This is a genomic window from Candidatus Bathyarchaeota archaeon, assembly GCA_026014585.1.
Taxonomy (GTDB): Archaea; Thermoproteota; Bathyarchaeia; order Bathyarchaeales; family Bathycorpusculaceae; genus Bathycorpusculum.
The window spans coordinates 386,102-405,087 of record JAOZIA010000002.1; the positions used below are offsets into that span (position 1 = coordinate 386,102).

Here is an 18,986-nt window from a genome sequence, read left to right on the forward strand (position 1 = left end):
TATGAAGTTGCCTAATAATATTTTGTAATCACCCGTATAATAGTCTCAAGCAGTGCCCAGATAAGAAATTGTTATCATTACAAAAAAGGGTCAATACTTTTTTATTTTCACACCAACTATGATTAGCATGTCGTCATCAACAATGATAGCTAATGAAAATCAAGAATCACCTGACATCAAAAAGGCAATAATTATTGTCCTTTTAGTAAGCATAGCAATCTTCGCCATCATCCTTGTAGGCATGACATTAACCAAACCCGCTCAGGACGGAAACCCCACCACCCTAACCTTTGCCCTATACCAATCAGTCACCTACAACCACAACGACACAAACTACGAACTCAAATACGAACCCGCAGGGCAAGCAAACCTGCTCATTGTCAATTCACAAGGACAATCATTTAACTATCCCGCGGTTGCAGGTGCAGCATACGACACGCTGGGAATAAGAGTAACGATAATTTCAGCCACACAAGAATTAATTGTCGTACATGTAGCTCCTTTAGAAAATGAAACTACTTAGCTTGTTAAGGCTCTATTTTGATTATTTGCGGTATCTTTCCCGCGGTTCCCACTTGTCCTTGAAAAATTATCATAACACCCTCCACACCCTCAATTGCTAAAGCCCATTCGATTCCAGCCTTAATCGCCGTCGCCACGTCGCCTTTCACCACGTTACCAACCGCTGTTGCCGCAGCATCCGCCAAACCTGCATCCTTGCAGAAAATGATTGCCGCTTCAGCATCCCCAAAACTCAACGCATGACTAAAACGTCCAGAACTCGTCGCAAGACCAAAAGGAAACTCTGTTAACCTAAAACCAAACCGCCGCGATAGGGGTTCATTGCCCATTGCAACCGCGACGTCCACGGGTATGTTAGATTGCGCTGAGATTTCTCCGCCGTCCTCAACAACCGCCACGCCGCAACCAGCCTGTATCATGTCGTGCACGGCTAAATCGGCGATTACACCTGCAACTGCCGCCATGGGTCCAACGTCGGCTTTTTGGGCTGCCTGTGCCATCAGCCTAGCAACAAGAGGGGCTTTAGGGATGGGTAGGGGTTTTAGGGTGTGTTGAAATTTCGGGTGGGATTTAACGTAGTTTTCGAGTTCTTGATAGTTGCGTTTTATGGATTCTTTGGCTATGTCTATCGCGTTTTGCTGGTCAGAAATTATGGTACATTGGGATTCTTTATAGGTAAAGCTTTCTTTAATCAGGTTCCCCGTCAAGTTTTTTTACCTTAACCACGTGGGTACCGTTGTTATTTGGTTTGATAGATTTAATTGCTCTAGCAGGGCAAGCGTCAACACAAATACTGCAGCTACTGCCAACACAGCGTTCCTTATCAAACTCTACAGTTCCGTCTTTTCCAAAGCTGATAGCTTCGACAGGGCACAGGGCAATGCAGCTTCCGCAGCTAAAGCATTTTTCTTTGTCTACCTCGATGAGTTTTGGCACGGTTACGGTTACGCCTCTTTTTCGGAAGGCATCTACGATTTTTTGCATTGATTCATCGGGGACTTCAGCGAGGATTTCTCCGCCTTTAGTGCTAATGTGGGCTGAGAGAATCACTATTGGAACTTTGTATTGTATTATTATTTCTGAGGCAATGGGTTCAGAAAACTGTTCTTCGTTAAATCGGATAAGTATTCTTCCCACATCTATTTCCTCCCAAGCAGTTTAGCTACATCTTCAGAGGTTACAATACCCAACACTTTATTCTCAATATCAAGTACAGGTAAAGCTGAAATGCTATGCTGCGCCATCCGTTTTGAAGCAACTTCTAAGGGCTCATCAGGTTTAGCAGTGAACACACGGCGAGTTTCGATGTCAGCGAGCGCTTTTTTGCCTTCTGCCATAGCACGTGTAACGTCCCATGATGTAACGATGCCAAGCAGTTTGTTTTGCTCATCCACAACAACTATGTGGTTAACTGATTGGGTAATCATACGTTCGGCAATTGCCTGAATAGCTTCAGCTTCAGTACATGTAACCGCTGATTGCATGACACTAACCACGAAGGGGATTTCTTCAGTTTGTCTCATGGGCTTAACAGTAGCTTCAGTTGGTAAACGCTCTATAGGAGCAGTCAAATAGAAGCTTCCTTCCTGAATCCATTCCTTGAGAGTTTGCGCAACCTTTCGTGCCATCTTCAAACTTGACAGCGAGCTAACACGAACTCTTTTGTCGTTGATTGTGATTGAGCCTGACTTGAGTTCTTTGTAGCTTACCTTACCAAAAGTGGGGCGATTGCGTCTTGGTACACTGTAATCCACGATGTCAGTGAAGATTTGGCTGTCACGTATCGCAGTTTTCTTTGCCAACCCCAAATTCAGAAGTGGAATTGGAACTCCTAAACCAACGTACATGGAGGTGCCATACTTGGTGAAACTGGCTCCCTGCAAAAACTCTGGATTCATTTGTTTTGCATCTCCTTTGACCATCAGGGTGCCGTTTTGGTTTTGGGGGCTATGCTGGGTGCCCTCACCGATAACGTAGCCTTGTCCGCCGCCAAGAAAAATGCGGGTGCCAAACCCGATTGTTTCGTAGTCGGGGTCGTTCATTAATGGGTTGAGTTCGCCTGCGCCTGAGAAGGTGGCGTTGCGGAATCTTGGCAGGAGCTTGTTCATGTAGGTGTAGATGATTTCGTTGCTGCTGTTTACTGCGCAGTTGTAACGTTGGTAGCAGTTTCGGAAGTTAAGCAGGTAGAATTGGTTGAGGTCGTCTTTGGTAAGGGTTGTTTTTACCGATGTGCGTGGGTAGCAGTCTGTACCGTAGGCAGTGGCTCTAAACTCGACTTCTTTACCAGCCACCAAATCTTGAATAACGTGACCGCCACCATACTCAGAAGAATGCTTCTCATCCATGTTTGATGCGCCAATATACAGGTCCACTGCGGCTCCGGGGTGACAAACTTCCACGTCATTAAACCATGCACGGTCAATTTTGATTGGAGGGTCAGAATGACCAAGATTAACTAGTGCGCCTGAGCTGCACATTGCGCCAAAGGTACCTGTTGTAACCACATCTACTTCTTTATAGGCAACTTCCACGCCGCTGCTTTCAACAAGTTTTTTCATTTCCTCAGCGGTAAGAACTTGGACGTCGCCTTTTTTGATTTTGGCATTTATTTCTTCGATAGTGCGTCCTTGAGTATTTGGGTTTGACAATTAGCCTTACCTTTAGTGAACAATCGAGAAGGTGGTGCAGCAATATAATATTTTCCCGATAAAACCTAATAGGATTAGTTGGAAAAAAAGCCCAGTTGGGCTTGATTAATTGGAGTGTGTAAAAGCTTTTAAGAAAAAACAAAACAAATTAGTCACTGTTGTAAAATATGCTTCAATTCATCAGGGTATATTCAACGCAGGCAGGAATCCACGTCGTATATTATCCTGTAATTTCGGTTATTATGCTTGGTTTGCTGTTGGGTGGAATTGGAGTTTCAATAAAAAGTAAGCGTTTCCGCAGACCTGCGGGCGCTGTCTTATTTTTGACAGGTATACTAACGGCTATTCCGTATTATCTAATTTTAGCAAGCTTATTTTACCCAGACTGTACAGCCGATTATGAAGTCGCCTTCATGTGGGGATGCCTAAATTTTATAGTTGGAGGAGCAATCCTCGTCTATACCCGTTTAAAAAATTGGATTGATGCTACCAGACTTTCCACGGTAGCTTGTCCATGTACTCGTTGAGGCTGCGTATTGTGTTGCCATTTTGGTCTTTCTGTTTAAGCACATCCACTAGCGCTGCGGCGAGCTGCAGGTTAGTGATTACAGGTATGTTAAATTCTACTGCTTGACGCCGAATTACATAACCATCAGTGATTATGTCAGATATGTTTGAGCGTTTGTTTGCCATGGGCACGTTGATGACTAAGTCGATTTTGTGTTCCTGCAGATAATCTAGTATGTTGGGGTCGTTTCCCTCGTTGACTTTATAGAGCACCTTGGTCTGTATGCCTGCCTCGTTAAGAACACCTGCAGTGTGCGCGGTTGCGTAGAGTCTAAAGCCTAAATCGGCAAAAGCCTGAGCAAGCGGGATTACACGTTGTTTGCGTGTTTTGTCCCCACCAACGCTGAGTAAGACGGCTCCGTCTTTGGGAGGCAATGTGAACTCTGCTGCCTGCATCGCTTTAGAGAAGGCATCCGCAAAGTTTTCGCCAAGACAAGCCACCTCGCCTGTGCTAAGCATTTCCACACCCAAAACTGGGTCAGCTCCACTAAGACGCATAAAGCTGAATTGGGGAACCTTAACGCCCACGTGAGGCGCAATTTTCATGGGTGAGAGGTTTACGGTGATTTTTTTACCCAACATAGCCAAGGTTGCCTGCTCAATCATGTTTACGCCGCGGGTTTTGCTTACAAACGGCATAGAACGTGACGCGCGTAGGTTGCATTCGATAACGTTGACTACGTCGTCCTTGACGAGATATTGTATGTTGTATGGTCCGTGGATTTTGAGGGCTCGTACGATGCTTATGGTGTCTTCTTCGATTTTCTTTTGAACTTCAGGTTTGAGTGCTTGGGGTGGAATGGTCATGGTTGCATCGCCGCTGTGGACGCCTGCGTTTTCCACGTGTTCCATGATAGCGCCAATCAGCACACTTTCGCCGTCTGAGACTCCGTCAACTTCGACTTCTTTGGCGCGGTTGATGAATTTGCTGATAACCACTGGGTGGTCTCGGGAAACTTTTGCCGCAAGCTTTAGGAAGTTCTCCAGCGCTGCCTCATTATAAGCCACACGCATAGCTGAACCTGACAGTACATAGCTTGGACGTACGATAACTGGGTACCCGATTTTCTCAGCGAACCGTTTAGCTTCGGTAATGGAGAGCAGTTTGCTCCAGCCAGGCTGTTTTATGCCAAGTTGGTCAAGCAGCGCACTGAATTTTGAGCGGTCCTCGGCTAGGTCCACGTTTTGCGCTGAGGTTCCCAAAATGTTTATGCCCGCATCTGAGAGGGGCATTGAGAGGTTGTTTGGAATTTGTCCGCCTACACTGGTGATTACTCCGAGCGGGTTTTCTTTGTCGCAGATGTCTAAAATGCGTTCTTTGGTGAGTTCTTCAAAGTAGAGTTTGTCTGATATGTCATAGTCTGTGCTGACGGTTTCAGGGTTATAGTTTACCATGATGGCTTCTTTTATGCCATTCTTTTTGAGCGCCCAAATCGTGTTAACACCGCACCAGTCAAACTCAACACTAGAACCGATACGGAAAACGCCTGCACCAAGCACGACAACTTTGCTTTGGTTGTTGCTAAAATCTACGTCATCTTCGTCTCCGCCGTAGGTCATGTAGAGATAGTTGGTTTTGGCTGGCCATTCCGCTGCTAATGTGTCAATCTGCTTAACCACTGGAAGTATGCCGTTGCTTTTGCGGTAGGTGCGGATTGTGTCTTCCTTGGTTTCTTGGCATACTGCAATTTGTTCATCGGAGAAGCCGATGCGTTTGGCTTCGCGGACGATTTCTGCGGCTGATGGGTCGGCGAGGTTTATTTCGGTGAGTTTGGTTTCCATGTCAAGGATGTTTTGGATTTTGTGAAGGAAGAAGGGGTCTATGCCGCTGATGCGGTAGAGTTCGGGTATGCTAATGCCCATGCGGAGGGCTTTGCTTATTTTGTATAGGCGCTCGTCGGTGGGGTTTGCCATTGCATCACGGATTTTGGCTTCCGACTCGGGCTCTGAATCTTCAGGGTTACAGACAAGTCCAATCTTGCCCGTGTCCAGCATACGAACCGCTTTCTGAAGTGCCTCCTCAAAACACCTACCAATAGCCATTACCTCCCCCACACTACGCATCTGTGGACCAACATGACGGTCAGCATTCTTGAACTTCTGGAGGTCCCAACGTGGAATCTTCACGGTGATGTAGTCAAGGGCTGGCTCGAAACAAGCGGTTGTAACTTCAGTGACTTTGTTTACCAGTTCAGGCAAAAGATAGCCCAAAGTGAGTTTCGTTGCGATATAAGCCAGTGGGTAACCTGTAACTTTGCTTGCCAACGCGGAGCTACGAGACATTCTGGAGTTTACTTCGATGACGCGGTACTCCTCAGACTTAGGGTGCAGTGCCCATTGAATGTTGCATTCGCCCACGATACCTAAGCTTCGAATTGCATTTAGTGAAGTGGAACGTATTAGGTGGTATTCGCGGTTGCTCATTGTTTGAGATGGTGCAACAACGATTGAGTCGCCTGTGTGTACGCCCATGGGGTCAAAGTTTTCCATGTTACACACTGTTAAGCAGTTGCCCGCGTAATCCCGCATAACCTCGTACTCGACTTCTTTCCAGTGACCCACATACTCCTCAATTAAAACTTGAGTGATACGACTCTGAGCTAAACCACGAGTTGCAATTTCTTTGAGTTCTCGCTCATCATGCGCTACGCCTGAGCCTTTACCGCCCAAAGTGTAAGCAACACGAACAATAACAGGATAACCAATCTCCTCTGCAACATCCAAAGCCGCCTGCACACTGGTTGCGGATTTGCTTTTCAGTGGTGTAACGTTAGCTTTGAGCATTGCCTGACGGAATCTTTCGCGGTCACCCGTGTCTTCTATGGCTGAAACGGGGGTTCCCAGCACTTTCACGTTGTATTTGTCAAGCACACCTGTTTTTGCTAGTTCAATGCCGCAGTTAAGTGCAGTTTGTCCGCCAAATCCCAGCAGTATGCCATCTGGGCGTTCTTTAACGATGACTTTCTCAACAAATTCAGGCGTTACTGGAAGAAGGTACACTTTGCCTGATAATCTGGGGTCGGTTTGGATGGTTGCAATGTTGGGGTTAATTAATACGGTTTCTATGCCTTCTTCGGTTAGGGCTTTTAGACATTGGCTACCGCTGTAGTCGAACTCGGCGGCTTCACCGATTTTGATGGCTCCACTGCCCAGAACCAACACTTTTTTGATCCATTCAAACTTGGGCATTAAGCTCTTGCCTCCAAGGTTTTTGCGAACTTGTCAAACAACAGTTCGGTATCGTAGGGTCCTGGAGATGCCTCGGGATGCCATTGCACAGCAAAAATGGGCTTATTTTTGTGCTTAATACCCTCGGCGGTTTTGTCGTTAGGGTTAATAAACCATGGTTCCAAGGGTGTGCTCTTTAGGGAATCCATATCTATTGCGTACCCGTGATTTTGAGTGGTTATGTAGCAGCGGTTATTGTTTAGGTCAAGTGCGGGCTGGTTTTGTGCACGGTGACCGAACTTGAGCTTGTAAGTGTCAGCACCTAAGGCTAAAGCCAAAATTTGTGCACCTAAACAAATTCCCATCAAAGGAAGCTTATCGGCAACTTCTCGGATGGTTTCGATTGTTTTTACACATTTCTTAGGGTTACCAGGTCCGTTACTGAGAAATACACCGTCGGGGTTGTAGCTTAAAACTTCCTCAACTGAGGTGTCATAGGGAACACGGACAACGTTTATTCCCCGCTTGAGCAGGTTACGGATTATGTTGTATTTTACTCCGCAGTCGATTAGGACAACGGTTTTTTTTGCGCCATCTACAGTGTATTTGCAGGGTTTCTTGACGGAGACCTCTTTTACTAGGTCGGTTTGGTTGGGGTCAGCGATGTTTTTGCCGTTATTTAGAAGCGCTTCCAAATCGGGTTTTTCGCCTGCATCAAAAGTTTGAAGTATACCCAGCATTACACCGTGCGTTCGCAGTTTCTTGGTTAAGCGTCTGGTGTCCACACCGTAAATGTCCGGCACGCCTTCGTCGCTGAGCCACTTGTCCAGCGTTCGTGCGGATGCCCAATGAAAGGGTTCATGGCAGAGTTCATGTATGATTAGGCCTTGGACTTGGATGTGGTCGGACTCAAAAAACAGTGGCAGCCCATGGTCCATGTCATTTCTTGGAACACCATAATTGCCAACCATTGGATAAGTGAATGTTAAAATCTGCCCTTTATAGGACGGGTCAGTGAGTGCTTCGGGGTAGCCGACCATTTGTGTTGCAAAAACGACTTCCCCGCTGATTTTTCCTGTTGCTCCAAAACCTTTCCCGATAAATGACGTTCCGTCTTCAAGTAGCAGAACAGCTTTCTTATTTTTGATGGATGTATTTTGTGGGACCAAAGCCCTATTCAACCTGCAATTTTAACTTTTTAAGTGTTATGTTTTTGAGCTACCCAGCCCAGAATAAGAGGTTACCGTGTCCTGTAGCAGTTTTTGGGATTGAGCAATGCCTTTTTTGAGTTTGTCTATGCTTGCCTTGGAGGTGTCGATGCGCTTTTGGCTTAGTACTAAGGATTTTTTAACCTCTGCCGTTGAAGGTCCGCCTTGAACTTTATAGGTTTCTATTAGTTTGATGGGATTTGCGCATTCAACGATATCAGCGTTTTTAACGTTCAATTTTAAATTGGAAGCTTCCAAGGCACATTTAGCCAGCAAATCTGGCATTGCACCTGACAGAGTCTTTCCCTGCTCAATAAGCACCTTCACGAGTGCACCCACGATTTTGTGAGCTGTACGGAAGGGTACATTGTACTTGCGGACAAGCATGTTTGCCAGCTCGGTTGCGCCAACAAACCCTGCTGCCGGGTCGTCCTCTTTGATTTGGGTAACTTTGATGTTTGGAATTAGCTGGGTTAGGATCGTTAGGGATTTGGAGAGGTTGTCTATTGTTGCCCATAGTTTAGGTGTGACTTCCTGCAAATCCAAATTATAAGTGGTGGGTAAACTCTTCAAAATCCCAGCGCACACCACGTAATCGCCAAGCGCGTAACTTGCTCGTGCCCGAATTATTTCGAGAACTTCAGGATTCTTCTTTTGAGGCATAATGCTGCTGGTGCTGGTGAACTCGTCAGGCAACTCCACCACGCCAAACTCGGGTGAACTCCAAACAATGAAATCTTCAGCTAAACGGCTCAAATTCACAGCCATCAACGCCAACGCAGAAACGGTTTCCACAATAAAGTCTCGGCTACCAACTGCATCGAGCGAATTATCCAACACCTCATCAAACCCGAGAAGGTTTGCGGTGGTTTGGCGGTTAATTGGGAAACTTGTGGTTGCTAGTGCGCCAGCGCCAAGTGGACACAGGTTCACGTGCTGATAAGCCGCTTGGAGCCGTTGGAGGTCTCGAGTGAGCCCATTAATGTGTAAGAGAAGATAATGCCCAAAGGTGACTGGTTGGGCGGGCTGAAGATGAGTGTACTCTAAGATAACTGTGCTGACGTGTTTGTTTGCGGTTTCAATCATTGCTTGCTGCATATTTAATGTGAGGTCCATTAGGCAGAGCAATTCGTTGCGCAGTTCCATGCGTATGGCAGTGGCAACTTGGTCATTTCGGCTTTTGGCAATGTGCAAGTTTCCGCCGACTTCAGGACCTGTTTCTGCCAGAACCACTTCTTCAACTGCCATGTGAACGTCTTCTTTTGAGGGGTCAAGCTGGATTTTCTCGTTTTTGGTCAGCGCTATGAGGAGTTTTGCACCGTCTTGTTGTGGGATGATTTTTTGTTCAATCAACATAGCAACATGTGCCTTGTTTATGGCGACGACAGCGTCTGCTAATCGTGCGTCATCTTTGATAGAGGAGGCAAACTTGGCAACGTCATCACGCACGTTTCCCAAGCGTCCTCCATGCAGCATCTTTGACGTTTCCCTCAACCTCCCTCAAACATTGTTTGGTTACTTGGCGTCCTCGGCAGCTTTCTTTAAGCTGTTGTACATTCGGGTTTGCAAGCCCCACAGTTCAATGAATCCATGTGAGTATGACTGGTTGAAACTGGTTTTGATGTTATAGTTTGCAAGGTTCTTGTCATAGAGCGAGTATGGTGAGCTGCGCCCGATAACTATCATGCTGCCCTTGTAGAGTTTCAGTTTAACTTCGCCTGTCACGTTTTCTTGTGACTTGTTAATGTAAGCATCCAAATCATCCTTTAAGGGGTCGACCCATAAACCAGCATAAGCCAAAAACACCCATTCAGCATCAACATGCTGTTTGAAAAGAACTTGGTGACGTGTCATGACCATCTTTTCTAGATCTTTGTGGGCTTCAAGTATAACAAGCGCAGCTGGGCACTCGTAAACTTCACGGGATTTGATGCCAACGAGTCGGTCTTCAATATGGTCGATTCGTCCTACACCGTTTCGTCCAGCAATCTTGTTAACTTCCATTACAAGCTCAAGCGGCACCATCTTTTTGCCGTTAACAGAAACGGGAACACCTGCCTCAAAACCGATGGTGACGATTTCTGGTTTATCAGGTGCCTTCTCGGGCGCGACAGTCCACTCGTAAGCGTCATCTGGGGGAATATTGTTTGCATCCTCAAGTAAACCGCATTCGATGGCGCGTCCCCAAACACTGGCATCTATACTGTATTTTTTAGCGTTTTCAGAAACGTGGATGCCTTTGGTTTTGGCATATTCCATTTCTTCTTCGCGGGTCATGCCCCATTCACGAATGGGCGCGAGGACTTTTTTGCCGGGTGCCAAACTGCTAAGAGATATATCAAAGCGAACTTGGTCGTTTCCGCGTCCAGTACAACCGTGTGCAAGACCCGTTGCGCCTTCGGCTTGGGCGATTTCAACCATTTTCTTGGCGATTAGAGGTCGGGAAAGACTGGTGCTTATGGGATATTTGCCCTCGTAGAGCGCGTTGGCTTTGATTGCTGGGAAAATGTAGTCTTTGGCAAACTCGTCTTTGGCGTCAATGGAGAAGTGTTTGTAGACGCCGAGGTTTTGGGCTTTTAATGCTGCACCCTCAAGGTCTTCTTGTTGTCCAACGTCGACAGTTACAGTTATCACATCGGCGTCGTATTTTTCTTGAATGTACTTGATTAGCACGGATGTGTCTAATCCGCCACTGTAAGCGAGCACAATTTTTTCTTTTATGGTTAGCTCCCCCAATTACGGTTTTGAATCTTCCCCTTACGTTGAGGGCTGTATTTTTAAAGGTTGTGACTTTTTTGTTACTTAACAAGCTTTAAATGTTTCATTTGGTACACTCAACTTAAGATGACCATAGCACAAAACGTCCGCGAACTTCTCAAAAACAAACCATATCTACTCGAAGCCCTAGAGCAGGGCATAGTCAATCTCAGCGAACTATCAAGGCAACTCCAAGGCGAACTAAAAACCACCAACACCAGCGCAGTAAAAGCAGCCCTGCGCCGCTACTCCGAAGAACTCCAAAAACACAAAAAAAGACGAGAAGAAAAAGTCCGCCACCTACTCAAAAAAAGCAACATCGCAGTATACGACCGCAAAGCCGTCATGATAACCTCCAAAGAAATCAACCAAAAAAAAGCAATGAAAGTCGACCTACTCGACAAATTCGTGTATTTACTTGACAAAAACGAGATGCCCCCACGCATAAGCACCCTTGACCGCCACGACAACTGCACCATGATAGTTGTACACTCCCCCGAAGAACTGGAAGCAACACCGGGAGTTGTCGCGTTTTTAGCCAACCGCCTTGCTGAGCAGAATGTGAACATGGTTGAGTTCATCAGTTGCTGGACAGAAACCATCATCGTTGTAGAGAAGAAGGACAGCCTAAAAACCTATGAAGTCTTATCAAACCTAGTGAGCTAAGGTTTGGACTTGTGGGCATGGGATAAATGTTCATTTGTTTTACGTTAAGTCAGTAACTGCTTTTTTACCCCTAATATGATAATCAATTGCTAAGCTGTAGAAAAAAGCGAGAAAAGCCGTAGAGCCAATTGCAAAATAGAGCGCGGTATAGCTAACCAGATTAGTGAGCGTTAAACCCCAGAAAATAAAATTGCACAGGATTGTTAGTACAGCAACAATGGGAACAGTATCATAAAGAAAGTGGTTTAAACTGGTCTTTCTTCTAACATAAATATCTAAAATTAAATTAAAATACAGAAGAGAAAGAACTACACCCAATATTGCCGAGCCATAAATACCAGAAGCAATTAAATCAAGACTTATCAGGTAATAACTCAGCATAAGAAGGATTGCATCAACTATAAAGACAGGAATAATGTATTTTTTGTATAAACGCCTACGAATAGACCGATAATCCTGCAACTTCCCAAATTTGTTTTCATCAATGTTAAAAGCACATGCACCCATCGATACAGGATTTTGGGGAAACCAGCCCCTGATTCGATTTTTGAGGTTTTCTTTAACTGTCATGTCTTCAACTCCTGGATGAGTGGGCAGAAAACTTTGGGTGCCCGCGTTCATCTAACTTTCTTAGTATAGGAATCAATGATGCAGCAACTATAAGCGCAATACCTGAAATTAAGGTTGGAAGCATATACTGGGCGAGTAATGGTGCGTAAACCTGTGTTGGCACCAGTTCGCTTGAGACCCAATGCTTAGCTATGTAGGTCGTGGCAAAGCCCTCTGCGACAAAATTGTAGTGTAGCAGGAAATAGTATGTTCCGTTCTCTGGAGCAGTCCACCTTCTATAGAAATCGTTATTAATGGATATTTCATGAAAAAATACCGTGGCTGTTTGATTAGAACCGACTGGTTGATTGCTGATCGTTAAATCAAGATTTGACCGACCAGCAGCGCTATTTTTACTAGCCACAATAATAGATATGATAACTTGGTCTTGGTTTGTCAAATTTGCCGATGCCGCTACGTCGGGTAATCCCTCCGTTAACTTGATGCTATTTCCGAAAATTCGCTCATACTGGTCCAAAGTGGTCAATTTGTCTTCTATATGCCCTGTAACAGTTAATGAGGTACTCAGTATAATGATTCCTGCTATGGCCAACAGTATGCAAAGTGTTTTTTTCATGTTAAGACTTTTTTGCTGAGGGGTTTCTTGTGCCCAAGCATACAGCAAACCGAAAATTGATACATTCACAATTGAGATTACCCAGTAACCGATGAAATCAAGAATGGCAAACCAAAAAAGCAAACCTGCCCCCATCACCATTCCAATAGCACTTGTAAGCAATAGTCCACTGTACCAATCATGAAGTCCACGCTGGCGCCGTAACCAAAAGATAACCCAACTCATCAAAACAGGGATAAAAAGTAAGCGTATATCAAAATCGAAAAAAAGAAAAACATCACCTTTTGAGAGAACGATACTGTAGAGGTAAACAGCAACAGCCATAACACCTGTTATGAATGCAATATTTTTCCATATGTTAGATTTAGGCTTACTCGCAAAAGGCTCTACTTGACGGTATTGAAGGTTCATTTTATCAGGCATATTTGGCCCTTTAGGGAACCATCCTTTGACACGGTGCTCTAAACTTTTTTTAATATTCATTCTTTCAGCTCCGGATGTTTTTTGGCTTTACCCAAGCGATGAGGACATAAAACAGCAAGTTTTACCCCGCGTAAACAATTATATATTTACACATATAAGATTTGGCGGTATCAGCCCTTCCAAGTCACAACATAAAAACCTATGAAGGTCTCTCAAACCTAGTCAGCTAATACGGAAGCACACAAATCGTATTTGGTTCTATTAGAAATTCATTGCAGAAACTATAGAGGGTAGGGGTAACTGCGTTTATATTTGGAGCCTAATAGCCAAACTATGCACAAAAGATAGAGAGAGAGGTCTACTGCAAGAGCAAAAGCACAATTCCGTATACAGAAGCATCAACCAAACAAACAGGATTCACTGTAACCATCGAAAACAAGCAACATTTTCAATAAACAAACTGAAGTTTTTGGGGAAAACTCGTTTTTTGTCAGCAAGTTTTTAATATTTTATTGTAGTGCTTTGCGTTATTGGCGGGTGAGTGGAATCTCCTACCCGTTCCGCCAACTAAAATAAAACCCGGGAGATGGAGAAACTTGCAAAATAGAGTAAAAACCAAAATCATAGCATTTATTGCCATGTATGCTGCACTCTACGCAGCGCTTGTTGTCGTTTTAGGGGATTTATCTTTTGGACTAGTAAACATCCGCATTGCCGATGCCATGCTTGCAGTTGTGCCCTTGGTCGGTTTCGCGGGTGTTTTAGGACACACATTAGGCGTGTTTATAGGAAACGTCTTTTCCACAGTTGGATTAGTGGATTTGCTAAACACAATTCCATCCTTTGTCATGGCCTTTGTAGTCTATTATGTGTACAAACGGACGAGAAATGATTACTCTGTGCTGGCAACATGCATTGCGTATTCACTTGTGCTAGGCACGACAGTAGGCTGGATGCTATCTGCCGTTTTTGATATGCCGTTGTTGCCGACGATAGGATGGGTTATGGTGGGTAACCTCATTGTAACCACGCTTATTGGGTGGCCCATGTTTAAACTTCTAAAAAGAACAGGCATATTTGAAAAATGGTTCCCAATTGAGGAGGAAAAGAAAAAGTGAGCACACCCAAAAAATGTGTAATAGTTCTAAGCGGTGGACCAGACTCCGCCACGGTTGCGTACTGGGCAAAAACAAAAGGATACCAGATATACCCGATAACCTTCAAGTATGGACAAATAGCTGAAAAAGAAACCCAAGCAGCACAAAAAATCGCCAAAAGCCTAAACACCAACACTAAAATCATTGACCTAAGCAACCTAAAAGACATCTTCGGCGAAGCAACTTCCCTTGTAAACCGGGAAATCCCCCTAACAGCCGAATTCAGCAGCCCAATCATTGTTCCTTTCAGAAACGCCATTTTCCTCTCTGTTGCCGTCGCATACGCAGTCACGGTTGGAGCCAAAGAGATTTTTTATGGCGCTCAAGGTTCTGATGAACCATTTTATCCTGATTGCAGACGAGAATTCTACGAAGCCTTTGAAAAAGCAGCCAAACTGGGAACAGACGAAGACATCACAATAAAGGCGCCCTTTAGCAACATGAAAAAAGCTGAATTACTAAAAGAAGCCGCAACTTTAGGTGTTCCCCTGCAACTTACATGGTCATGCTATCTGGACAGGGAAGCTCATTGTGGAAAATGTGAGTCCTGCGTGAACCGCAAAAAAGCATTCAAAGAAGCAGGCGTCAAAGACCCAACAGATTATGAAGCCTAACTCAGCAGCTTAATTAGCTTATTCTCTTTTTTCTTTCTCTACAGTTAAATAAAACCACTCTCAATATTGATTAGGAAGTCTTTTTTTTGAGCACAACCCCAAAACCCAACAGGCTAATCCACCAAAAAAGCCCCTACCTACAACAGCACGCATACAACCCCGTTGACTGGTACCCATGGAGTCAAGAAGCTCTTGACAAAGCCAAAGCAGAAGACAAACCAATTTTTCTAAGCATCGGCTACAGCACCTGCCACTGGTGCCACGTCATGGAACAAGAATGCTTCAACGACCAACAAGTCGCCGACCTACTCAACAACGCGTTTGTGTGCATCAAGGTTGACCGCGAAGAACGCCCCGATCTAGACGCCACGTACATGGCAGTTTGCCAAGCGATGGGCAGACGCTGTGGCTGGCCACTTCACATCATAATGACGCCGAGTCTTAACCCGTTTCTTGCCGCCAGCTACATACCCAAACAGTCCAGACCCGGTGTAATCGGCATGATAGACCTTATACCTCACATTTCGCAGACATGGAAAAATCAGCGGGCGCAACTGGAAACTGTGGGTGCAGATATTAAATCACGATTTAGTGTTCAAGAAAAACGTGAACCCGAACAATTAGGCAGCCAAATTATGCAAGACACCTTTGACAGGCTAAAGCTGGATTTTGACCCAGATAATGGCGGATTTGGTTCAGCCCCAAAGTTTCCTACGCCCCACAAACTCCTCTTCCTCCTACGCTACTACAGGCAAACTGGCGAGCAGAAGGCGTTGGAGATGGCTGAGAAGACGCTACGGCTGATGCGTTTGGGCGGAATCTTTGACCAAGTCGGCTTGGGTTTTCACCGCTACAGCACCGATGAGCAGTGGCTGGTGCCCCATTTTGAAAAAATGCTCTACGACCAAGCCTTGCTGGCGTTGGCGTATGTTGAAGCTTATCAAGCTACGGGCGCGGGCAAATTTATGATAACGGCTAAGGAAGTTTTGGATTACTGCCTAAGAGATATGCAAGATGAACAGGGTGGGTTTTATTCTGCTCAGGATGCAGACAGCGAAGGAGAAGAAGGAAAGTATTATCTTTGGACAACACAGGAAATCCAAAATGTGCTGTCAGAGGAGGATTTTGCGTTGGCTTCGGAGCTGTTTTGGCTCAAACCCGAAGGTAACTATTTGGAGCGGGGAAGCTGGACAGGTAAAAACATTCTGCACATGCCTATGCCTCTGGAGGGCATTGCTCAGAATAACAATTTGACTCTTGAGCAACTGATTTTAAGAATGGGAAAAATCCTCAACCAAATCTATGATGTTAGGAAAAAACGTATCCCGCCAGCAACAGACACCAAGGTTCTCACTGACTGGAATGGCTTGATGATTGCAGCATTAGCCAAAACCGCCAGCGTACTGAACCAACCCAAATATGTGGAGGCTGCAAAGAAAACCGCTGATTATATCTTAACCCAAATGCACAAGGGCAACATGCTTTATCACCGCAGCGTTGAAGGCGAAGTGTCAATTGAAGGATTTTTAGATGATTATGCCTTCTTCATTTTCGGCTTAATTGAACTGTATGAGGCAACGTTTGAAGAAAAATACCTCAAAGCAGCAGACGAACTCTCCAAAGAGATGATGAGCAAATTCTGGGACCAAAAAACAGGCGGCTTTTTCCAAACCACAGAAACCCAAACAGGCATGCCAAAAATCAAACAACTATATGACGGCGCAATCCCCTCAGGCAACTCGGTTGCATTGCATGATTTGTTGTGGCTTAGCCGACTACTCAATGAACCACTGTATGATTCGTTGGCAAACCAGATGATGCAAACGTTTGCACGTGAACTCGAAACCGCACCCGAAGCCTACACATACTTCATAGCGAACCTGCCCTTTCTGATTGGGAAATCCTACAGCGTGGTCGTTGTGGGCGACATTAAAGCGGCTGATACACAAGAAATGCTCAAACAGCTAAGAACACATTACCTACCAGACATTGTCATCCAACTCAAAACTCCAAACATTGATTACCAGCAAGTTGAGGGCAAAGCAACCGCATACGTATGCCAAAACCAAACCTGCCTACCAGCAACCAACAGCATCGCGGTGATGCTTGAGCTGTTGGGAATAAAAGATATTAAACCATAACACCAAACGCTCCCTTGATGAGCACGTTGAAAGGCATCTACGTCTTGGTAATCGAAATAGACAAACCAATTGAGATAAAGATTGGCAAACTGGGAACACGCACATTCCAAAAGGGCATATACGCATATGTAGGCTCAGCCCAAAACAATCTAGAGCAAAGAGTAAAGCGGCATCTGAGCAAAGAAAAACGCCTCTTCTGGCACATTGACTACCTACTCAATGATGAAGCAGCAAAAGTAACTAAGGTGCACTATCTGGAAAAAGGCAAAGCCGACGAATGCAAAATCGCCCAGCTAATAAGTGAAAATGCCTTGTCGATTGAGGGGTTTGGTTGTTCCGACTGCAACTGCAAAAGCCACCTGTTTCACGCTGAAAGCTTTGATTTTCTGGGAATGTTCATGCAGCAGTGGACTATGCAAAGCATAGAGTGTGAGTTGGCTGAAGCATTAAGTGAAATGCAGGATGCCTTAGAAGCACTTCAAAAGCAAGGGTTTGACCTGACTTAAAAAAAGAAAAATTTAGAGTTTATCTAAATTAAATTCTTCATGTATTGCGCGGACAACTGCTACACCGTCTTTTTCTTTGACGACAAAGGAAATGTTAAGCTCAGAGCTGCCTTGCGCTATCATGCGGATGTTTATGCCTTTCTTGGCGGTTGTGCTGAAGATTTTTGAGGCAACGCCCAAGGTGCCTTTCATGTTCGCGCCCATAACGGCAATGACTGCAACATCATCTTCCGCAGTGACTTCGCTGACGATTCCGCCACGCTCCAAAAGGGCAATTTCGATGTTACTGATTGCTCTGCCTAAGAGTCCGCGTTTGATTATCAGGGAGATGTTGGCTTCGGAAACCGCTACGGAGACCATCATGACGTTGATGTTGTTTTTGCCCAGCACATCAAAGACTTTAGCGTAGCTTCCCGGTGCACCAACCATTCCTGCCCCGTTCACGTTAAGCATTGCAACATCTTTTATCATGGCAACGGCTTTGACAACTTCCTTTGCATCAACAATTGGCTCTTTAGTGATGAGTGTACCTGTGTTTTGGGGGTTTGCGGTGTTTCGGATTCTAACGGGGATGTTTTCTTTGATTACTGGTCCCAACGCGCGAGGGTGCATGGCTTTTGCGCCGAAAATCGCCATTTCCGCCGCTTCTTGATAGCTTAGCTGTGGAATCATTTTTGCGGATGAGACGAGTTTGGGGTCAGTGGTCATGATGCCGTCCACGTCGGTCCAAATCCAAACCTCATCAGCCTGCAATGCAACACCCAAAATCGTTGCTGTATAATCTGAGCCGCCGCGTCCCACAGTGGTAACCACGCCGTTTTGGTCTGCAGCGATAAACCCTGTGACAACCGGAATTACGCCCTTCTCAAAGAGTGGACCGAGCCGCTCACGAATAAGGTGCGTGGTGAAGTTCATCAGGGGGGTTGCTTCGCCAAAGTTGGAGTCGGTGACGATGCCTGCTTCTTTTCCTGTGAAGCATTGCGTGTCAACTTTGTGGTCTTTTATGGCGCCCCAAACTATGGGTGCGGATAATCGTTCCCCAAAGGAAACCACGTAATCTTTAGATTTAGGGGTAAGCTCGCCGACGTAGCAGATACCCGTTAGGACCTTTTCGAGTTCCGCGATGGTTTTTTCGGTGATTTGGGTAACGTCATTTTGAATTTGTTTGCTGGTTATGGCTGTGGTGATGGCATCTGTGTGTTTTTTTAGGAGTTCTTTTGTGAAGGCTTGGATTCTTTTTTCGTCGTTTTTTTTAGCTTGACAAGCCACCTCAAGCAAGCCATTGGTAACGCCAGCTAACGCTGAAACAACCACGGCAACTTTGCAGTCCTTTGCGTTTTGCGTCACCAAGTCAGCTACATGCCGAATGCTTTCGCCAGTGCCAACGCTGGTTCCGCCAAACTTCATCACTATCTTATTCATT

The 18,986-nt window shown here is 45.3% G+C and carries 16 protein-coding genes; 6 read left to right on the top strand and 10 right to left on the bottom strand.

Annotation, left to right across the window (positions count from 1 at the left end):
* Nucleotides 1–127 precede the first annotated feature (127 nt).
* Nucleotides 128–523 (top strand): hypothetical protein, encoded by a 396-nt coding sequence (locus tag NWF01_02265; protein ID MCW4023842.1) that lies wholly within the window; start codon nucleotides 128–130, stop codon nucleotides 521–523.
* A 4-nt stretch (nucleotides 524–527) separates the two neighbouring features.
* On the opposite strand, the gene NWF01_02270 is transcribed toward NWF01_02265, so the two are convergent.
* From NWF01_02270 to NWF01_02300, 7 genes are all read right to left on the bottom strand, one after another.
* Nucleotides 528–1,229 (bottom strand): UPF0280 family protein, encoded by a 702-nt coding sequence (locus NWF01_02270; GenBank protein MCW4023843.1) that lies wholly within the window; start codon nucleotides 1,227–1,229, stop codon nucleotides 528–530.
* Entirely contained in the window at nucleotides 1,210–1,659 is a 450-nt protein-coding gene (locus tag NWF01_02275) for a 4Fe-4S dicluster domain-containing protein (GenBank protein MCW4023844.1), read from the bottom strand. Before NWF01_02275 ends, NWF01_02270 begins: the two co-directional genes overlap by 20 nt.
* 2 nt (nucleotides 1,660–1,661) lie before the next feature.
* A complete protein-coding gene (locus NWF01_02280) occupies nucleotides 1,662–3,170 on the bottom strand; it encodes a homocysteine biosynthesis protein (protein MCW4023845.1) in 1,509 nt (502 codons plus the stop codon).
* 486 nt (nucleotides 3,171–3,656) lie between these two features.
* Nucleotides 3,657–6,926 (bottom strand): carbamoyl-phosphate synthase (glutamine-hydrolyzing) large subunit, encoded by a 3,270-nt coding sequence (carB, locus tag NWF01_02285; GenBank protein MCW4023846.1) that lies wholly within the window; start codon nucleotides 6,924–6,926, stop codon nucleotides 3,657–3,659.
* Complete coding sequence (carA, locus tag NWF01_02290; protein MCW4023847.1) at nucleotides 6,926–8,074, bottom strand: glutamine-hydrolyzing carbamoyl-phosphate synthase small subunit; 1,149 nt, start codon at nucleotides 8,072–8,074, stop codon at nucleotides 6,926–6,928. The genes carB and carA overlap by 1 nt, the downstream gene beginning before the upstream one ends.
* A gap of 36 nt (nucleotides 8,075–8,110) precedes the next feature.
* The gene (gene argH, locus NWF01_02295; GenBank protein ID MCW4023848.1) at nucleotides 8,111–9,607 is read right to left on the bottom strand and encodes an argininosuccinate lyase; all 1,497 of its coding nucleotides are present in this window, start codon (nucleotides 9,605–9,607) and stop codon (nucleotides 8,111–8,113) included.
* A 21-nt stretch (nucleotides 9,608–9,628) separates the two neighbouring features.
* Nucleotides 9,629–10,834, bottom strand: coding sequence for an argininosuccinate synthase (locus tag NWF01_02300; GenBank protein MCW4023849.1), 1,206 nt, complete (start codon nucleotides 10,832–10,834; stop codon nucleotides 9,629–9,631).
* A 123-nt stretch (nucleotides 10,835–10,957) separates the two neighbouring features.
* Here NWF01_02300 and NWF01_02305 point away from each other — a divergent pair, with 123 nt between their 5' ends.
* Entirely contained in the window at nucleotides 10,958–11,536 is a 579-nt protein-coding gene (locus NWF01_02305; GenBank protein MCW4023850.1) for an ACT domain-containing protein, read from the top strand.
* A 39-nt stretch (nucleotides 11,537–11,575) separates the two neighbouring features.
* On the opposite strand, the gene NWF01_02310 is transcribed toward NWF01_02305, so the two are convergent.
* Both NWF01_02310 and NWF01_02315 read right to left on the bottom strand, forming a co-directional pair.
* Nucleotides 11,576–12,106, bottom strand: coding sequence for a hypothetical protein (locus NWF01_02310; protein MCW4023851.1), 531 nt, complete (start codon nucleotides 12,104–12,106; stop codon nucleotides 11,576–11,578).
* 4 nt (nucleotides 12,107–12,110) lie between these two features.
* Nucleotides 12,111–13,205, bottom strand: coding sequence for a hypothetical protein (locus NWF01_02315; GenBank protein MCW4023852.1), 1,095 nt, complete (start codon nucleotides 13,203–13,205; stop codon nucleotides 12,111–12,113).
* 536 nt (nucleotides 13,206–13,741) lie between these two features.
* Between NWF01_02315 and NWF01_02320 the strand changes: the two genes are divergently transcribed.
* From NWF01_02320 to NWF01_02335, 4 genes are all read left to right on the top strand, one after another.
* Nucleotides 13,742–14,263, top strand: a complete 522-nt coding sequence (locus NWF01_02320; GenBank protein MCW4023853.1) for a QueT transporter family protein — start codon at nucleotides 13,742–13,744, stop codon at nucleotides 14,261–14,263.
* Nucleotides 14,260–14,916: a 7-cyano-7-deazaguanine synthase QueC gene (queC, locus tag NWF01_02325; GenBank protein ID MCW4023854.1), complete on the top strand. Its 657-nt coding sequence runs from the start codon at nucleotides 14,260–14,262 to the stop codon at nucleotides 14,914–14,916. Before NWF01_02320 ends, queC begins: the two co-directional genes overlap by 4 nt.
* Before the next feature lie 86 nt (nucleotides 14,917–15,002).
* The gene (locus tag NWF01_02330; GenBank protein ID MCW4023855.1) at nucleotides 15,003–17,057 is read left to right on the top strand and encodes a thioredoxin domain-containing protein; all 2,055 of its coding nucleotides are present in this window, start codon (nucleotides 15,003–15,005) and stop codon (nucleotides 17,055–17,057) included.
* Between the two features lie 17 nt (nucleotides 17,058–17,074).
* Nucleotides 17,075–17,563, top strand: coding sequence for a GIY-YIG nuclease family protein (locus tag NWF01_02335; GenBank protein MCW4023856.1), 489 nt, complete (start codon nucleotides 17,075–17,077; stop codon nucleotides 17,561–17,563).
* Nucleotides 17,564–17,575: 12 nt separating this feature from the next.
* Here the strand turns inward: NWF01_02335 and NWF01_02340 are convergent, their stop codons facing one another.
* A complete protein-coding gene (locus NWF01_02340) occupies nucleotides 17,576–18,985 on the bottom strand; it encodes an aspartate kinase (GenBank protein ID MCW4023857.1) in 1,410 nt (469 codons plus the stop codon).
* Between the last annotated feature and the right edge of the window lies 1 nt (nucleotide 18,986).

What these genes read in the sequence shown, in the direction of transcription:
- NWF01_02265 (MCW4023842.1), top strand. Translation starts at nt 128, where the DNA reads ATGTCGTCATCAACAATGATAGCTAATGAAAATCAAGAATCACCTGAC.
- carB (MCW4023846.1), bottom strand. Translation starts at nt 6,926, where the DNA reads ATGCCCAAGTTTGAATGGATCAAAAAAGTGTTGGTTCTGGGCAGTGGA.
- NWF01_02305 (MCW4023850.1), top strand. Translation starts at nt 10,958, where the DNA reads ATGACCATAGCACAAAACGTCCGCGAACTTCTCAAAAACAAACCATAT.
- NWF01_02310 (MCW4023851.1), bottom strand. Translation starts at nt 12,106, where the DNA reads ATGACAGTTAAAGAAAACCTCAAAAATCGAATCAGGGGCTGGTTTCCC.
- NWF01_02315 (MCW4023852.1), bottom strand. Translation starts at nt 13,205, where the DNA reads ATGAATATTAAAAAAAGTTTAGAGCACCGTGTCAAAGGATGGTTCCCT.
- NWF01_02335 (MCW4023856.1), top strand. Translation starts at nt 17,075, where the DNA reads ATGAGCACGTTGAAAGGCATCTACGTCTTGGTAATCGAAATAGACAAA.
- NWF01_02340 (MCW4023857.1), bottom strand. Translation starts at nt 18,985, where the DNA reads ATGAATAAGATAGTGATGAAGTTTGGCGGAACCAGCGTTGGCACTGGC.